Consider the following 15,240-nt stretch of genomic DNA (forward strand, 5'->3'; position numbering starts at 1 on the left):
GCACGGGGCATGTGGTCACTTCCTCAGCCAGGACAGGAACTGGCTCCATTTCCCTGGGCTGTTCGCCTTGCGCTGCCCGGCGGTGTGGTGCTCGGTCTGCGTCGTCGTGTGCTGCGGGGGAGGCGGTGGCGTGGGCTGCCCCATGACCTGGACCGGGCTGAAGCGGACGGGGAGCCCGGCCAGAGCCCGGTGGAACGGACCGGGGCGCCAGGTCAGCAGAGCCTCCGGCAGGGCGAGTTCGATGTCGGGGATCTGACCGAGCAGGTTGTCGACGGCGGTGACGGTGATGTGCGTCGCGGGCCTCTGCGACGGGCAGGCGTGAGGGCCGGCGCTCCACGCCAGCGAGGCCCGATTGCTGGCCTGGGCCTCTGTCCGCGCTATGCCGGTGTTGGCAGCCGCGAAACTGACCATCATCAGCTGGCCCGCTTCCACCTGCTGACCGGCGTACATCCGGTCGGTCGCCGGATAGTGCGCAGCGAGGTTCGCGATCGGCGGGTTCTGCCACAGCGTATCGTCGATGGCGTTGCGAACGTCCTGGTAGGCACCCCGTTCGTGGGTGAGGATGCGGTGCAGGGTGTTGCCGATCAGGTTGCGCAGGGGTTCCGCGCCCGCCCCGAGGAGCAGGGAGAGCTGATGGAGCATCTCCTCGTCGCTCAGGTCGGCCTCGTGCTGCATCAGCCAGGAGGTGACGTCGTCGCCGGGCCGGGTGCGCTTGAGGGCCACCAGCTCACCGACCGCCCCGTACAGCACCTCGGCCGACTCCGCGGCGTCGATTCCGTCGAACATCCCGGAGATACCGGACAGCACCCGGTCGCCGATGTCGGCGGGGCAGCCGAAGAGTTCGTTGAAGACGAACAGCGGAAGCTGCCTGGCGTAGTCGGCCATCAGGTCGGCGGAGCCGTGGGCGCTGAACTGGGCTATGAGGTACGTGGATGCCTGCTCGGTGCTGTGGGCCAGACGGCGGGAGTCGATGCGGGCCATGCTCTCGGTGACCGCCTGGCGCAGCCGCTGGTGCTCGGCGCCGTCGGCGAACATGCAGTTCGGCCGGTACGCGAGCAGCGGCACGACCGGGCTGTCCTCCGGGACCTTGCCGCTGCGGAGGTCCCGCCACTGGCGGGCGTCCTTGCGGAATGAGGGATCTCGCAGCAGATTCAGCGCGGCCGTGTAGTCCGTGACGAGGGTGGCCTCCACGCCCGGCGCGAGTTCGACGGGTGCCATTGGCCCGTAGTGGCGTAAGAAGTCGTAGTATGCCTGCGGATCGGCCGCGAACTCGGGCTGGTACAGCGGCACCCTGCCGTCCGAGTCGTGAGCGGGGCACCCCGGCGGCGGCACAGGTACGGAATGGGTGTCCATGTCGTGTCTTGCTCCTTCTTCCTCGTAGCACGGGTCCATCACGGTGCGAAACCAGAGGCAGACGTCCGACGGCACTCCGACAGCCCCTTCGGCACCCGCACGTCGCAGACGAGACGGGAGCGACGTCGGGCGGGCCGGTCCTGCGCGACTTCCTCGTGACGCCCCGGGTGGCCTTCGTGGCATGAGGCGGCCCAGGTCGACGGGTCACCGCAGCCACAACTGCCCCGGGTCCCGGGCCGGTTCAGGCCGTCCGTCGACACCGTCGGTGCATCGGACCGGCCGTCGGGTCCATGGCCCGCGGGCCCGGGGTTCCCCGCGCGGATGGTTTCACCTTGACCGGACCCCTTTTGCTGATCGTTTCGGAACGGGCCGAGCCCCGGGTCCTGCGCTTGACGATCTTGCTCGGCAGGGTGCCCGGGGCGCGTGCTGATCTTACTCCTGACGCCTTGTGGGCGCGGTGGCTCCGCTGTTGCCGCCTGCTCTCGGACGGCGCCGTCTGCGCCCCGGGCGGCATGGCTGCCGCGGTGGTGGTTCATGGCGCGAAGAGGCCGCGAGGTGAGCGGCGTTGAAGTCGTTGCCGCCGACGAGGACGAAAAGACGGGGCCGTTGCCGGCGGCCGGTGAGGGTGCTGTTCGTCCGGGCTCGGACGATGCCGGCGAGGCGGTCGGCCTGTTCGCCGACCGCCTGGGGACCGTCGCTGGTCAGCAGGGCGTGGCTCTCGTCCCCCAGATCGTCCTGACCGCGGCGGGGCTGAGGGGAGGGCGACGATCTCGTCCCGGACGGAGGCGCTTCCGCGTCGGTCCCGGGCAGCGGTTCGGAGACCGGGAGGCGGCCCAGGAACCTTTGGGCGAGGGCGAGTTCGCCGTCGCGGAGCTGGACGAGGTCGGGGTTCTTCTCACGCAGTTCCTGGGGCTGAGGTGCTGGATGCCGCTCTGTGGGGCGGCGCGGGCGACGGCGGGCGAACCGCAGGCGGAGCCGAGGTCCGTCCGGCCCGCCGCCGTGGCCTCGACCAGCACGAGAGCCGTCGCGTCTCAGGCCAGGGTCGCCTCCCCGTCCGGCACGCCGGCGGGGATCAGGTACACGCAGAGGGCCAGGTGCTCCACGACAGGCCCGTCGGGGAACACCGGCACCTGGCCCCGGTGCGCAGGCTGGGTCACCTGTTCCCTTCGGCGCTGTCGTGGGGTCCGGCGCCGGGCCGGTCGCCGCGGTGCCGGGTGCCGGGCAGCATCTCCTGCACCTTGGCCTTGATGCCCTGTTTCACCATGGAGCCGCGGTCGCTGTCCCCCTTGAGGATCGCGGTGGCCGCGGCCTCGATCTGGTCCAGGGAGGCGTGCGGCGGGACCGGCGGGACGGCAGGGTCGGTGCGGAAGTCGATGAGGAAGGGCCGGTCGGCGGCGAGGGCGCGGTCCCAGGCGGACTCGACGTGCTCGGGCTTCTCCACGCGGACGCCGTCCAGGCCGATGCGCCGGGCGATGTCCGCGTACGGCAGGTCGGGGATGTGCTGGGACTCCTCGAACTGCGGGGCGCCCGACATGGCGCGCATCTCCCAGGTGACCTGGTTGAGATCGCCGTTGTTCAGCACGGCCACGATCAGCCGCGGGTCGGACCACTCACGGTAGTACTTCGCGGCGGTGACCAGCTCCATCATGCCGCTCATCTGCATGGCCCCGTCACCGACCAGGGCGATGGCGGGCCGGTCGGGGTGGGCGAACTTCGCCCCGATGGCGTACGGCACGCCGGGCCCCATGGTGGCCAGGGTGCCGGACAGGGAGCCGCGCATCCGGCCGCGCAGCCGCAGGTGGCGGGCGTACCAGTTGGCGGCCGAGCCGGAGTCGGCGCTCAGGATCACGTCGTCGGGGAGCCTGCCGTCCAGGGCGTGGACGACATACTCCGGGTTGACGGGGTCGGCGTCCACGGCGGCGCGGCGCTGCATGACCTCCCACCAGCGGGCGACGTTCTTCTCGATCTTCTCCCGCCACCGGCGGTCTTCTTTGCGGTGCAGCTTGGGCAGCAGCCGCTGGAGGGTCTCGCGGGCGTCACCGACGAGGTTGACCTCGTTCGGGTAGCGCAGGCCGATCATGTGCGGGTCGATGTCGATCTGCACCGCCCGCGCCTGGTCCAGCTCCGGCATGAACTGCGTGTAGGGGAAACTGGAGCCGATCATCAGCAGGGTGTCGCATTCCCGCATCAGCTCGTAGGAGGGGCGGGTGCCCAGCAGCCCGATGGAGCCGGTGACATAGGGCAGGTCGTCGGGCAGGGCGTCCTTGCCGAGCAGCGCCTTGGCCACGCCGGCGCCGAGCACGTCCGCCAGCCGTTCGACCTCGGCGCGGGCGCCGCGGGCCCCCTGCCCGATGAGGACCGCGACCCTCTCACCGGCGTTCAGCACGTCGGCAGCCCGCTGGACGTCCTCGTCGGCCGGCACCGGCGCGTACCGGCCCAGTCCGAGGCTGGAGGGGACCATCTTGAAGGCGTGCGTGGGCGGGCTGTGGTCCAGGTCCTGCACGTCCGCCGGAAGGATGATCGCGGTGACGGTGCGCTTGGCGTAGGCGGTGCGGAAAGCCCGGTCGATCAGGTTCGGCAGCTGCTCGGGCACCATCGCCGTCTCGCAGAATTCGGAGGCGACGTCCTTGTAGAGACTCGCGAGGTCCACTTCCTGCTGGTAGGAGCCGCCCATGGCGCTGCGGTTGGTCTGGCCGACCAGCGCCACGACCGGCACGTGGTCCAGCTTGGCGTCGTAGAGCCCGTTCAGCAGGTGGATGGCGCCAGGTCCGGAGGTGGCCGCGCACACTCCGACCTTGCCGGAGAACTTCGCGTATCCGACAGCCTGGAAGGCGGACATCTCCTCGTGGCGGGCCTGTACGAACTTCGGTTTGTTGTCCGCCCGCCCCCAGGCCGCCAGCAGACCGTTGATGCCGTCGCCCGCATAGGCGAACACATGGTCCACGTCCCACTCGCGCAGCCGCTGGAGGATGTAGTCGGACACCTTGGTGCTGGCCATGCAAGCTCCGTTTCCGGACGACTGTCCTCGGCGTCCAGGTCGTGCACAGAGGGCGCGCGAAGGTACGACGCCTCCCGGGTAACCGTGCGGGCACCGGAGAAACGTCGGCCTGCTCCGGCGCAGGCGCGGCAGCGCTCGTGCCGGTCGGCCTGGCTCACGCGCTCGCCACCACACGCATGTCAGACAGTGGCGCACGCCATGAGGACAGCCTGCGTGACGAAGCGGAGCTCCTGGCGGACGGCTTGTCGACCAGGATCAAGCTGTCCGCCCGGAGCTCCGCACGCCTCTCCACCCATCGGGACTCGGTCTGTCAGTCCAGCCCTGCGGTCCCTGGCCGGAAAGCGCCGGCCTTGCGCCGTGGGCACTCGGACGGCAGAGAGCCGGGGTTGTCCGGTGACGCAGGCGCGGCTGGTCCCGGGCTGCGACCGTGACCGGGCGTCGGAGCCGACGGAACCGGACCGGCGCACAAGCGCACTCCGAGTCGAAGTCACCTGGGCCCAGACGTCCTTGTAGGTAGGCTCCGGGCTTTCCCCGATGACGGGCAGGGCCCATGATGGCGGCATGGCTGCCGGCGAAGACCTGCTCTGGGACGCGGACGACAAAGGCATGCGGATGGTTCCGCGGCTCCGGCGCATCGGTGTGACGGCCGGCTTCCTCGGCTTCTTCGGCCTGCTGCTGTGGACGGACTCGAACGCCGCATGGGCCCTCTACGCAGGTGCTTTCTATCTGCTCGGGGAGATCGTGCACTGGGGGTGGGACCGACGGCGCCTGGTCGAGGCGCGCATCGTCCCGGGCGAAGCCGGCGGTCCCGCCAGACTCCGCCTCCGCCGCGTCGGCGGGCAGATCACCGAACACGACCCCCACCAGGCGGTCCGCGTCCTCGTCATCCACGACAACGTCCACGACCTGGCAAAACTCCGCCTGAGCCTGCACGGCAGGCAGCTCCTCTTCGGACGCCCGGGCCGACCCCCGGCCCTTACGGCATGGCGCCATGCATGCCCGAGAGCCGACGTCGGCGACAGAGCCGCCCGATGGGGCATGCCAGGAATCCCCGACTAGAACGGGTGGGGCGGAACATCGGCCGATGCGGTGCGCGTGTCGGATGGCTGGGGCGTGTGCCTTCTCGCTGTCCGGCTCGCTGTCCGGCCGCTGGAGTCGTGCCGTCACAGGGTCCAGAGACGAAGGGTGTTGTCGGTGTCGGACACGGTGTACCAGGTGCCGTCACCGAGGGCCGTCGGGGGGCTGGACACCTCGCAGGGGCAGGCGATCCGGCCGGCCGCATGGGGGCGGTGCCGATGAGCCAGTGGCGGACCGCGCCGAAATCTTCGTCGCTCTCGGCGGTCCCGACGACGGCGGTGTCCTCGTCGAGGAAGCCCCCTCGTAGTCGAAGAACGCCGGTCTCGCGTCCTTCTCGACCGGGTCGAACCGCTCTCCGTCCAACTCCGGATGCCGCCGGATCACGGCCTCGTCCAGTTCCGCTTCCACCGTGCCGTCGGCGGTCCGGCGGAGTGCGAGGACGTCCTGGACGTGACCTGGACGAAGTACGGCGTCAGCTGCAAACCGCGCCGCTGACGCCTGGCACGAAACCGGCTCGGCAACAAGCTCGGTGCGTCGAGGGGCAGTCGGGTCGTGTTCTGGGTCGTGAGGAGAGCCTAGAATTTGGGCCCGGGGTTCCTGGGCTGTCCTCCCATCCGGTGGTCGCTCCAGTCGATGCCGTCGTCGTGCTCCTTGCTCGACGCGAGGCCGAGGATCCCGAGAAGGGGAGCTGCGACGAGGACTGCTCCGCACAGGCTGCCGATGGCCACGTAGGCCGCGGCGGCGAGGACGGCCCAGAACAGGATGTCGCACACGACCCGCGCCCACAGCGGGAACGGGGCACGCCATGCGTGGTAGCGGCGGTACATGCGCACAAATTTTCCGGCAGCGCGCTTGGACCTGCCGGCCTTTCTCTGGCCTGGCCTTGCCGTACGGCTGTCGCCGTGCGGACGCCCCTCATTGTTGCCCACGGAGCTCTCTGTCCCTTCGAACGGTGACGAATTCATGCAGGAAAATGCTGGCCTGGGGTCCGAGCGGAAACGGAACACGGAACACGGAACACGGAAACGGAACACGGAACACGGAACACGGAACTGAGAATCGGCCGGGCTGCTCAGCAGCCGTGCCGACGGTGTGGAGACGATCACGCCTGCCGACATCGAGGTGATGGTGACCTTCCAGCCCTGCGACATGCCGTCCCCTCTGCCCGGAGCGCACCGACGGATCGGAGGTCCGCACAAGGTTCTGCCTACCACAGCGTCCAGGCGCTGCCTGTCGGTTCAGGCGTATCGCCGCACATCGGGCATGAGTGTGGTGAGAAGCGTCGACGGCGACGGTGAGGGCGGTCGAAGATCCGTCATCCGCCGTGGAGTTCGGCCGGGACCGCAGTGCCGAGCGGCTCCGGGGCGGTCCCGGTATGCCTCTGCGCAGGCGGCCGTCGCGCGGGTGAGGGCTGTCGCCCGGACGTTCCAGGCGCCTCCCATAGGCTGCTGAGCATGTCTTACGGGGTGGATGCGCGGGAACTGTACGAGGCCCTGGACCGGTACGAGGGGGCGGAGCCCTACGAGACGATCGTCGTGCCATGGCTCGACCGGGCCCGGGACGGCTACCGCGTCCGGCTGGCCGCGGCGGCCGAAGACGGCTCATGGTGGGCCGAGAAGGAAACCGGGCCCGCCGGCCAGGAACTCGTGCGGGAGCTCTATGCCCTGCACCGGGTCAGCGACCGGCTGCTGCCCGCCCTCCAGCCTCCCTCCGACGAGTCCGGAGGCCCGGACCTGCCGCCCTTGCTCTCGGAGCGTGAGTACCTCGGCATGTTCACCTCGCTCGGCATGACGCCGTTCGAGGACGGCGAAGCATTCGATCCGTTCCTCCACGAGATCGCCGAGGTCGAACAGGCCGATGATCCGCGTGCGCCGATCGAGATCACCGAGGTCCTGTGGCCCGGCCTGATGCTGGGCCGGCTGCTGTTCGACCGGGCCGGCGTGCGGATCCGCGCCGGCGTCGAGCACGCGCAGCGCGGCGTCGCGGACCGCTCGCCGCTGTACTGGGCCTTCCGGCGCCGTCACCGGCCGACGATCGACCTGTCCCAGGGCTGGGGCCACAATTCCCAGTGGCGCACCGACTTCCGCCTCGACTACCGGACCCCGGCCGGCGATCGGCTCAACGTGGCGGGGGACCGCCCGATCGACGGCACTGCCGACCTGCACCCCGGTCATCCGGAGAACCTCAGTCTTGAGGAGAGGCTCCTGACACCGGGCGAGCGGCGCGAGCTGTTGCGCCACCGCTGCCTCCTGCGCGCTCCTGAAGCCGCCGACGCGCTGGCCGGATCGCCCGGATGGGAGCGGGACCTGATGCCCTTCGGCTGGCGCCTTCCGGACTCCGAGGCATGACCCGGGGCGGCCGGGCCGGGGACGGGGAGACGCCCCGGGGCATTCGGCGGCGGTGAGACTGCGCTCCTCGAAGCGGCCGTGCCGCGTGGAGGTGAAGTGCTGTCACCGGCTGGAGGTCACACTGCTCCTGTTGCGGGAGCGGAGGCGAGAACGGCGAGCTTCAGCGACGGGACGACGGCTAGGTTGACTCCGTGCATCCCATCCGGTTCGAGGCCGTCCAGCGCCACGGCGTCCATGTCTTCCACCACCTCCCGGGCGACGACGTGCCTGTGTCCAGGCACTGGCCGGGGCTGTCCGAAGAATGGCCCGAGGGGAGGACACCGTTCTCCGAGTGGGCGGTGAACAACAACAACACGGAGGAAGTCGCCGTCTACGTGGGTCTGGTCTGGCGCCTGACAGCAGGGCTGGCCCGCTATGCGATTCCGGCGTACTACCGCGACGACGCCGCACGGACGCTGGGACGTGAGCCGGTTCTGGTGGACTGGGAGTACGACGTCGACGCCGAGCGGCTGACCGCCGAGTCGCGCGACAACGGCTTCGTTCCCGGGCGCTCCGCGCTCACGCTCCGACCACCTCCCACCGCGTGGGAGGTGGAGAACGCCGGCCGCGCGGGCCTGTTCCCGCTGGCGACCCCGCGGGACCTGGTGTCCGCGCTGCACGCTGTGATCTTCGATGCCTCCTCGGAGATCACCGTGTTCGCCGTTCCCCCGGGCGCCGAACGCTTCGAGCGTCTGACCGCGGCGTTGCGGGGCCCGGTGCGGCCGGTCCTGGGCGACGTCCTCGGCGACGACGGGATCTTCCTCGACCTCACGATCGGTTCCGATGCGGGCAACCACGACTCGGTCGTCGTCGCGTCATGCACTGATCTGCGGGGCCCGCTGACCGCCCTTGCCGCGGACTGCGCGCAGCGCATCGAGTCCTACGAGCAGCGGCTGCACGAACTCCGCGATGTCACTGATTTTCTGCGGATGATGCCCGAGCTCGCGGGTGTGGATCTGGACGCCTCCTGAGCACGACTGTCTCGTGCACGGACGGCGGCTCGGAGCCGGCCCGAAGGCCGACAAGACCTCGACGGGAGTCCTCCCGTACGGGGACACGTCGGTGTGCCTCGTGGCCCTCGGGCGGCGTGGCGGCCGAGGAGGCCGTGCACCTTGCACGGATTGGCTGCGACCGCCACGTGGAGAAGGAGCCGTGGCGGAAGCGCTGCACGCGGAGGTTCAGATGAGCGTGTCTGCCAGGAGCCCCGCCGTCTCGACGATCAGGGCGTGGTCGTACTCCGCGTCCTGGTGGGGCCGTGTGGTCTGGACCGCGAGGACGAGCGGGACGCCGTCCTCCGTCCAGGCGATGCCGACGTCGTTGTTGGCGCCGTAGGAGCCGCCGCCGGTCTTGTCCGCGACCGTCCATGACGTGGGAAGGCCGGCCCGGAAGCGGTTGGCGCTCGTGGTGTTGTTCAGCAGCCAGTGGGTGAGCAGGGCGCGGTCGCGGCGGTTCAGAGCGTCGCCGAGGACCAGCCGCGCGTAGGTACGGCCGATGGCGCGCGGGCTGGTGGTGTCCGTGACGCGCCACGGCTCCGCCGAGTTGAGCTCGGTCTCCCAGCGGTCCAGACGGGTCACCCGATCGCCCACGGAGCGGGCGAAACGGGTCACGGCGGTGGGGCCGCCGATCTCGCGCAGCAGAAGGTTGCCGGCCGTGTTGTCGCTGAACCGGATGGCCACGTCCGCGAGTTCGGCCACGGTCATGCCGGTGGCCAGGTGCTCGCGGGTCTTGTCCGAGTTCTCCACCAGGTCGGCCTCGGTGTAGTGGACCCGCTTGGCCAGCACTTCACCGTCCCGGTCCAGATCGCGCAGCACGGCCGCGGCGGCGAGGGTCTTGAACAAGGAGCAGACCGGGAAGCGTTCGTCGGCACGGTGGCACACGGTGCGTCCGGTGGCCACATTGTGCGCGAACACGCCCAGCCGGGCACCGTGCTGCTCCTCGAGGGCGCTTAAGCGCGCTGTGACGTCGTGGCGGGCGGCGGCGTGGGCCGGGACGCCGCCGAGCAGGGCGGCCGTGGTTCCGGCCGTGAGCAGCGTACGGCGGCTCATGGGGGAGTGGGGGGTCAAGACGTCGCTCTCCTTCGGTTGGGGGACCTTCGACGGTCTCCGCAGTGATCGACGCTTTCCGCCATCCCTTGGTTGCGCAGCCGCAGACCGTCGGAGGACGGCGCGACGGCCGCATCCCGGCCAGGGCGGACCTGGGGAGCTACGCCCTCACCAAGTCCCTCAAGGACCGCCCCGACGACCCGGCCCCGAACCGGCACCGGGAACCCGAGGACGCCTTCCACGCGGTGGCCCGCCACTACGGCCGTCGCGCGAGAGCGCATCACGGGCCTGCCGAGCGAGTGGGCCCTGCAGTGCCCGGTCCGGCAGGCCGGAGCCGGCGAACGCGAGCGTCAGGAGCAGGAGCAGGAGCGCTTGCGGCAGGAGACGGCGGAGCGGGCCGTCGTGCGGAAGACCGGCAGATGGTTCTCCCGTTTCCGTACCCGACCCGGTCGTACCGAGGCGACCGGCCGCGCGGGCGGACCCGAAGCGGCCCTGGGCCGGACCGCATTGTCGGTGGTGGCTGGAAAACTGATCGTCATGAACGGCGATGAACAGTTGCTGCGCGGCCGGGTGTACGGCCTCGACCACGACGACCCCCACCCCGGCCCGCTCGCACACCGCACGTATGCCGCGCTCATAGGCGGGCCGCTGGACGGGCTGCTGCTGGACATCCACGGCTGGCGGACCGAGGAGATCGACGACGGCGCGGCCCTGCCCACCGAACTGTCACGGTGGCCCGGCGGCCGTGCCCTGTACGGCCCGCGCCCCGGCGAACCGCGCACACCGGGACCGGGTGTGAGCTGCCGCTTCCACTACTCCGGCGACGCCCCCTGACCCGGGCGCGTATCAGCAGCAGTCCGCAGTGGAAAACGGTGTGCGCGACACCCCGGCAGGGGCAGCAACTTGGCCGGTGCGCGGGGCACACGCGGTGCCGCGTTCGAGTGCGGGCCGGCGTCGCCGGAGACGACGTAGGGGGAGGGGCGCAGCCGTGGTGCGATCGCGCAACGGGGGGTGCGCCGGGCGGTTGATGTGCGCTGTCTGCTTCGGCAGGTGCCCGCCGTGCAGGGCATGCGCCTTGTGCCGGGGGTGTGGTCGGGGTGTCCTGGTGGTGGCGGTCGTCGAGACCTCCGGGAAGAGAACGCACGGCGGCACAGGGGTGGCCGACAGGGACGGGCACGCCGTCGGCCGGTGGTGCGGGCGGGCCTGTTGGAGGCTGGTCATGGAGTCTGCGGGTGCTGTTCCCGCCGCGGTCCTGCTGGATCTGGACGCCGTACGGTGCGATGTGGAAGCGGTCCTGACGGATTTCTTCCGGGCCAAGGAGAGGGCCGCGCGGGAGGCGGGGCTGTCCGGTGCCCCGGTGCGGGTGCTGGCGGACTTCGTCGGCGCGGGCGGGAAACGGCTGCGGCCCCTGCTGTGTGCGGCCGGTTGGTGCGCCGCGGCCGGAGGCGAGGCCGTGCCGCCGGAAGCGGTGCTGAAGGTGGCGGCCGCGCTGGAGATGTTCCACGCCTTCGCGCTGGTCCACGACGACGTGATGGACGGCAGCCCGGCCCGCCGGGGCCGTCCCAGCGTCCACAGGACACTGGCCGGCCTCCACCCCGGCCCCGGCCCCCTCGCGGCGGAGTTCGGCCGCGCGGCAGCCGTCCTGATCGGGGACATGGCGTTCGCCTTCTCCGACGAGCTCGTCCACACCGCGGGCCTGAGCCCGCAGGAGCTGGCTCGTGTGCTGCCCCTGCTGGGGGCCATGCGCATCGAGACGATGCACGGCCAATGGCTCGATCTGCTCACCACCGGCCGTCCCTCGGGCGACGTCGAGACGGCCCGGACGGTGATCGCCCACAAGACCGCCAAGTACACCGTCGAGCGGCCCCTGCACATCGGCGCCGCCCTCGCCGGACCGGCCTCCGCTGTCCAGGCCGCCTGCAGCGCGTACGCGCTGCCGCTGGGGGAGGCGTTCCAGCTCCGCGACGATCTCCTGGGAGTGTTCGGGACGGCGCGGGCCACGGGCAAGGACCCGCTGGACGATCTCCGCGAAGGCAAGAACACCGTCCTGCTCGCCACGGCCCGGCAGCGGGCGGATCCCGCACAGCGATCCGTGCTCCGCGCCCTGGTCGGGAAGCGGGACCTCACCGAACCGGAGGCGGCCCGCATCCGCACCGTCATCGAGGCCACAGGCGCCCGCGCCGACGTCGAGCGGATGATCGCCCGTCTCCGTCGAGATGCCTTGCGTGCCCTGGCCGAGGCGTCCTTCCCGGCGGCCGCGGCCGGAGCCTTGCACGACCTCGCTCACGCCGTCGTCGCCCGTACCGGCTGACCGGCCGCCACCCCCTGCAAGGAGCGATCCGCCCATGGCCCCGATCGACAGCCCGCTCCCGTGGAGCCTTGAGCCGCCGGCCCAGCCGGAGACGGACGGCATCCGCGAGAGGACCGACGGGCGGGCCCAGGCCATGGGCCTGACCGGCGCCCGGCCTGCTCCCGCGCGACGCCGGAGCACCGAGGCGTCCGCGGACACGGTCCTGGGCCGGGCCGTCGGCCACCACGCCTGGGGCCGTGAAACCGGCGGCTGCCGACCAGAGCTGTGGCAGCGGCGCCCCTGCGACCACACCCCCGCTCCCGTCAGGGCCCCGCCCCGCCCCCTGCGCGGCCGCCGGACCAGCCTGGCCCCGACGGATGTCGGCCCGTCCGCCACGGCCTGCGGCCGGAGCGACGCCGACCCGCCCTTCGCACACCTGGCCCGCGATCACCCGGAGCCCTCATGGCCACTGCGTCCGCCCTCGCCGACATCCCGCTCGCTCCCGGGCACCTTCCCGTGCTCGGTCACACCCTGCCCCTGCTGCGCGACCGCCTCGGCTTCCTGGCCTCCCTGCCCGCCCACGGCGACCTTCTGCGCCTGAGGCTCGGCTCGCACACCATGGTCATGGTGTGCGAGCCGAGCCTCACCCAGGCGGTCCTGCGCGACGACCGCACCTTCGACAAGGGCGGCCCGTTCTACGACCAGGCCATCGGGATCGTCGGCGACGGTCTCGCCTCCTGCCCCCACAGCCGTCACCGGCGCCAGCGCCGCCTGTGCCAGCCCGCCTTCCGGTCCGCCCGCCTGCCCGACTACATCCCCGCCATGACCGCCGCAGCCCTGCAGACGGCGGCCGGCTGGAGGGACGGGCAGGTCGTCGACATCAAACAGGCCATGATGGCCCTCGCCAACCAGATCCTGGTCACCACCATGTTCGGCCACCACCTCCCGACGCAGACCACCCGGCACGTCACGGACGACACCACCACCCTCGTCGCAGGCGTCATCCGGCGCATGATGATGCCGGCCCCCCTCGACCGCCTCCCGACTCCGGGCAACCGCCGCTTCCGACAGGCATGCGCCCGCCTGCGCCGGACCGTCGCCGATGTCATCGCCGACCGGCGCTCCGACGCCGGCGACCGGCACGACCTGCTCTCCGCACTACTGGCCGCCACCGAACCCGACGCCACGGACAGCGGCCCGCAGGCCCTGACCGACCAGGAACTCGCCGACCAGGTCATCACCTTCTTCATCGCCGGCACCGAGACCACCGCCGGCGCCCTGACCTGGACCCTCTACGAACTCGCCCGCCACCCGGACATCCAGGAACGCCTCCACGCCCACACCGACCAGGTCCTGGAGGGACGCCCGCCGCAGGATGCCGACCTGCCCCGGCTGACCGGCATCGACCAGGCGTTCACCGAAGCCCTGCGCCTGCACGCGCCGGGCTGGCTCTTCACCCGAACCGTCACCGCCGACACCACCCTCGCCGGCACCCGTCTGCAGGCGGGCACGACCATCGTCTTCAGCCCCTACACCCTCCACTGGAACCCCGACCTCCACCCCGACCCCCGCCGCTTCCTCCCCGGCCGCCGGCAGGACCATCCGGCCGGCCGCGCCGCCTACATCCCCTTCACGACCGGTCCCCGGCAGTGCATCGCCGAACGCTTCGCCCGCCAGGAAGCCGCCGTCATCCTCGCCGTCCTCACCAGCACCTGGACCTTCACCCCGGTCACCGGACAACCCGCCCGCCTCGCCCTGTCCGCAGCAGCCACCCCACGGGAACTCCGCCTGCAGGTCCACGCCCGGCACAGCAGGCCCGGCGACAGGCCGCACCACCGCGAGGGCCGACCAGACGCGGCGGACCCCTTCCCGCCCGCGGAGCCGAAACCACTGCCCTGACCGCGACCTCGCCGTCCCGGACGTGCACCGCAACCTCACCAGGACCGCGTGAATGCCCTTCCCCACCCAGGAGCAGCCGCGATGGCACCGACCTCGACGACCACCGCCCCGTCGCCTCGCCGACGTACGCCACAAGCCCTCGGCGCGGCCGTGCGGTGGCCGGCGAGGGAGGCGTGGATCAGCTGGCGGTTCATCAGGAACGATCCATGGGCGGGCTTTTACCCCGGCGTGGTCTTCGCTCTCGCCGTGGCCGTCCACCAGCACCTGTCCCCAGGCCGTCTCGCCGTCACGGCCGCGGCATCGACCGTCTACTTCTGGCTCTACCTCTACACCTTCTGCCTGACCAACCAACTCGCCGGCACGCGTGAGGACCGGCTCAACAAACCCTTCCGACCGCTGATCAGGGGCGATGCCTCCTTCCGGGGCACATGGGTGCGCGCCGTGGTCGCCTTCGCCGCCTTCCCGCTGGTCGGCTGGGCGCTCGGGGTCTGGCAGTGGACGCTGCTCTGGCAGGCGATGACCCTGCTGCACAACCTCGGCGGCGCCCGCCACTGGGCGGTGAAGGACGCGGTGGTCGGGTTCGGTGTCCTGCCCATGCTCGGCCCCGCCTGGCAGATGACCGCCCCCCTCACCGCCGACGCCTGGCGCTGGATGCTGGCCCTGGCCGTCCCGATCTTCTTCCTGGTCCCCCTTCAGGACCTGCGCGACCTGCACGGCGACACCGCCCTGCACCGCAACACCTTCCCCCACGCCTTCGGCGAGCGGTTCACCCGCCGCCTCCTGTGCATCGGCTTCGTCCTCCTTCCCCTCGTCAGCCACTTTCTCCTGCTCCGCGCCACCGGCGCCGACGCACTGGCCTGGTCCGCCGAAGCGGCCACCGCGGCCCTGTGCTGGAACATCGCCCGGCGCGTGGTCCACCGCCGCAGCCCCGCCTACGACCATCGCACCTACCGCCTCTTCGAGTACTGGTACGCCGCCGTCCTCGCATCGGCGTTCATCACGCTCTGACATCTCCCTTCGCCTTCGCCCGGAAGCAGGTCACTCGTCGGAGACCGGGTACATGTCGGCGTAGGGGTGCGGCTCGCCGGTCAAGGGATCGAGCCCGGCGACAGCTGACTGGTCGGCGCGAGCGAGGCGAGCAGCCTGTCACCCGCCCTCGTGCGGCAGCATTCATGCCGCCGGTCACGGGGGTGT

Annotated in this window: 13 protein-coding genes; 8 read left to right on the forward strand and 5 right to left on the reverse strand. The window is 71.4% G+C overall.

Translation table 11 applies throughout. The features are described 5' to 3' along the window. Positions 1-15: 15 nt before the first annotated feature. From ACIQGV_RS10510 to ACIQGV_RS10520, 3 genes are all read right to left on the reverse strand, one after another. Positions 16-1,353 (reverse strand): cytochrome P450, encoded by a 1,338-nt coding sequence (locus tag ACIQGV_RS10510; RefSeq protein WP_402493007.1) that lies wholly within the window; start codon positions 1,351-1,353, stop codon positions 16-18. 1,031 nt (positions 1,354-2,384) lie between these two features. Continuing rightward, positions 2,385-2,510: a hypothetical protein gene (locus ACIQGV_RS10515; protein WP_402493008.1), complete on the reverse strand. Its 126-nt coding sequence runs from the start codon at positions 2,508-2,510 to the stop codon at positions 2,385-2,387. Beyond that, on the reverse strand, positions 2,507-4,351 hold the full coding sequence (locus tag ACIQGV_RS10520) for a thiamine pyrophosphate-requiring protein (protein ID WP_402493010.1): 1,845 nt from the start codon (positions 4,349-4,351) through the stop codon (positions 2,507-2,509). Before ACIQGV_RS10520 ends, ACIQGV_RS10515 begins: the two co-directional genes overlap by 4 nt. Before the next feature lie 561 nt (positions 4,352-4,912). Here ACIQGV_RS10520 and ACIQGV_RS10525 point away from each other — a divergent pair. Further along, positions 4,913-5,410: a hypothetical protein gene (locus ACIQGV_RS10525; RefSeq protein ID WP_402493012.1), complete on the forward strand. Its 498-nt coding sequence runs from the start codon at positions 4,913-4,915 to the stop codon at positions 5,408-5,410. A 387-nt stretch (positions 5,411-5,797) separates the two neighbouring features. Beyond that, positions 5,798-5,923, forward strand: a complete 126-nt coding sequence (locus tag ACIQGV_RS10530) for a hypothetical protein (protein ID WP_402493013.1) — start codon at positions 5,798-5,800, stop codon at positions 5,921-5,923. Between the two features lie 80 nt (positions 5,924-6,003). Here the strand turns inward: ACIQGV_RS10530 and ACIQGV_RS10535 are convergent, their stop codons facing one another. Beyond that, complete coding sequence (locus tag ACIQGV_RS10535) at positions 6,004-6,255, reverse strand: hypothetical protein (RefSeq protein ID WP_402493014.1); 252 nt, start codon at positions 6,253-6,255, stop codon at positions 6,004-6,006. Between the two features lie 627 nt (positions 6,256-6,882). Here ACIQGV_RS10535 and ACIQGV_RS10540 point away from each other — a divergent pair. Both ACIQGV_RS10540 and ACIQGV_RS10545 read left to right on the forward strand, forming a co-directional pair. Further along, positions 6,883-7,776: a hypothetical protein gene (locus ACIQGV_RS10540; RefSeq protein WP_402493016.1), complete on the forward strand. Its 894-nt coding sequence runs from the start codon at positions 6,883-6,885 to the stop codon at positions 7,774-7,776. Between the two features lie 191 nt (positions 7,777-7,967). Further along, on the forward strand, positions 7,968-8,786 hold the full coding sequence (locus ACIQGV_RS10545; protein WP_402493017.1) for a hypothetical protein: 819 nt from the start codon (positions 7,968-7,970) through the stop codon (positions 8,784-8,786). Between the two features lie 207 nt (positions 8,787-8,993). Here the strand turns inward: ACIQGV_RS10545 and bla are convergent, their stop codons facing one another. Then, complete coding sequence (bla, locus tag ACIQGV_RS10550) at positions 8,994-9,860, reverse strand: class A beta-lactamase (protein ID WP_402493201.1); 867 nt, start codon at positions 9,858-9,860, stop codon at positions 8,994-8,996. Positions 9,861-10,394: 534 nt separating this feature from the next. Between bla and ACIQGV_RS10555 the strand changes: the two genes are divergently transcribed. The 4 genes from ACIQGV_RS10555 to ACIQGV_RS10570 all read left to right on the forward strand — a co-directional run bounded on the left by ACIQGV_RS10555 (position 10,395) and on the right by ACIQGV_RS10570 (position 15,054). Then, a complete protein-coding gene (locus ACIQGV_RS10555) occupies positions 10,395-10,691 on the forward strand; it encodes a hypothetical protein (RefSeq protein ID WP_402493018.1) in 297 nt (98 codons plus the stop codon). Between the two features lie 385 nt (positions 10,692-11,076). Further along, on the forward strand, positions 11,077-12,168 hold the full coding sequence (locus ACIQGV_RS10560) for a polyprenyl synthetase family protein (RefSeq protein ID WP_402493020.1): 1,092 nt from the start codon (positions 11,077-11,079) through the stop codon (positions 12,166-12,168). A gap of 441 nt (positions 12,169-12,609) precedes the next feature. Then, entirely contained in the window at positions 12,610-14,046 is a 1,437-nt protein-coding gene (locus ACIQGV_RS10565; protein ID WP_402493022.1) for a cytochrome P450, read from the forward strand. 81 nt (positions 14,047-14,127) lie between these two features. After that, positions 14,128-15,054 carry a UbiA family prenyltransferase gene (locus tag ACIQGV_RS10570; protein WP_402493023.1) on the forward strand — a complete coding sequence of 309 codons (927 nt, stop codon included), beginning with the start codon at positions 14,128-14,130 and terminating at the stop codon, positions 15,052-15,054. The last annotated feature ends 186 nt before the right edge of the window (positions 15,055-15,240 follow it).

It is taken from the genome of Streptomyces sp. NPDC093094 (genome assembly GCF_044754345.1).
Taxonomy (GTDB): domain Bacteria; phylum Actinomycetota; class Actinomycetes; order Streptomycetales; family Streptomycetaceae; genus Streptomyces.

Bases quoted from the DNA above. Each gene is read 5' to 3' on its own strand.
- ACIQGV_RS10510 (WP_402493007.1), bottom strand. From the start codon at position 1,353: ATGGACACCCATTCCGTACCTGTGCCGCCGCCGGGGTGCCCCGCTCAC.
- ACIQGV_RS10520 (WP_402493010.1), bottom strand. From the start codon at position 4,351: ATGGCCAGCACCAAGGTGTCCGACTACATCCTCCAGCGGCTGCGCGAG.
- ACIQGV_RS10525 (WP_402493012.1), top strand. From the start codon at position 4,913: ATGGCTGCCGGCGAAGACCTGCTCTGGGACGCGGACGACAAAGGCATG.
- ACIQGV_RS10530 (WP_402493013.1), top strand. From the start codon at position 5,798: ATGCCGCCGGATCACGGCCTCGTCCAGTTCCGCTTCCACCGTGCCGTC.
- ACIQGV_RS10535 (WP_402493014.1), bottom strand. From the start codon at position 6,255: ATGTACCGCCGCTACCACGCATGGCGTGCCCCGTTCCCGCTGTGGGCG.
- ACIQGV_RS10540 (WP_402493016.1), top strand. From the start codon at position 6,883: ATGTCTTACGGGGTGGATGCGCGGGAACTGTACGAGGCCCTGGACCGG.
- bla (WP_402493201.1), bottom strand. From the start codon at position 9,860: ATGAGCCGCCGTACGCTGCTCACGGCCGGAACCACGGCCGCCCTGCTC.
- ACIQGV_RS10555 (WP_402493018.1), top strand. From the start codon at position 10,395: ATGAACGGCGATGAACAGTTGCTGCGCGGCCGGGTGTACGGCCTCGAC.
- ACIQGV_RS10560 (WP_402493020.1), top strand. From the start codon at position 11,077: ATGGAGTCTGCGGGTGCTGTTCCCGCCGCGGTCCTGCTGGATCTGGAC.
- ACIQGV_RS10565 (WP_402493022.1), top strand. From the start codon at position 12,610: ATGGCCACTGCGTCCGCCCTCGCCGACATCCCGCTCGCTCCCGGGCAC.
- ACIQGV_RS10570 (WP_402493023.1), top strand. From the start codon at position 14,128: ATGGCACCGACCTCGACGACCACCGCCCCGTCGCCTCGCCGACGTACG.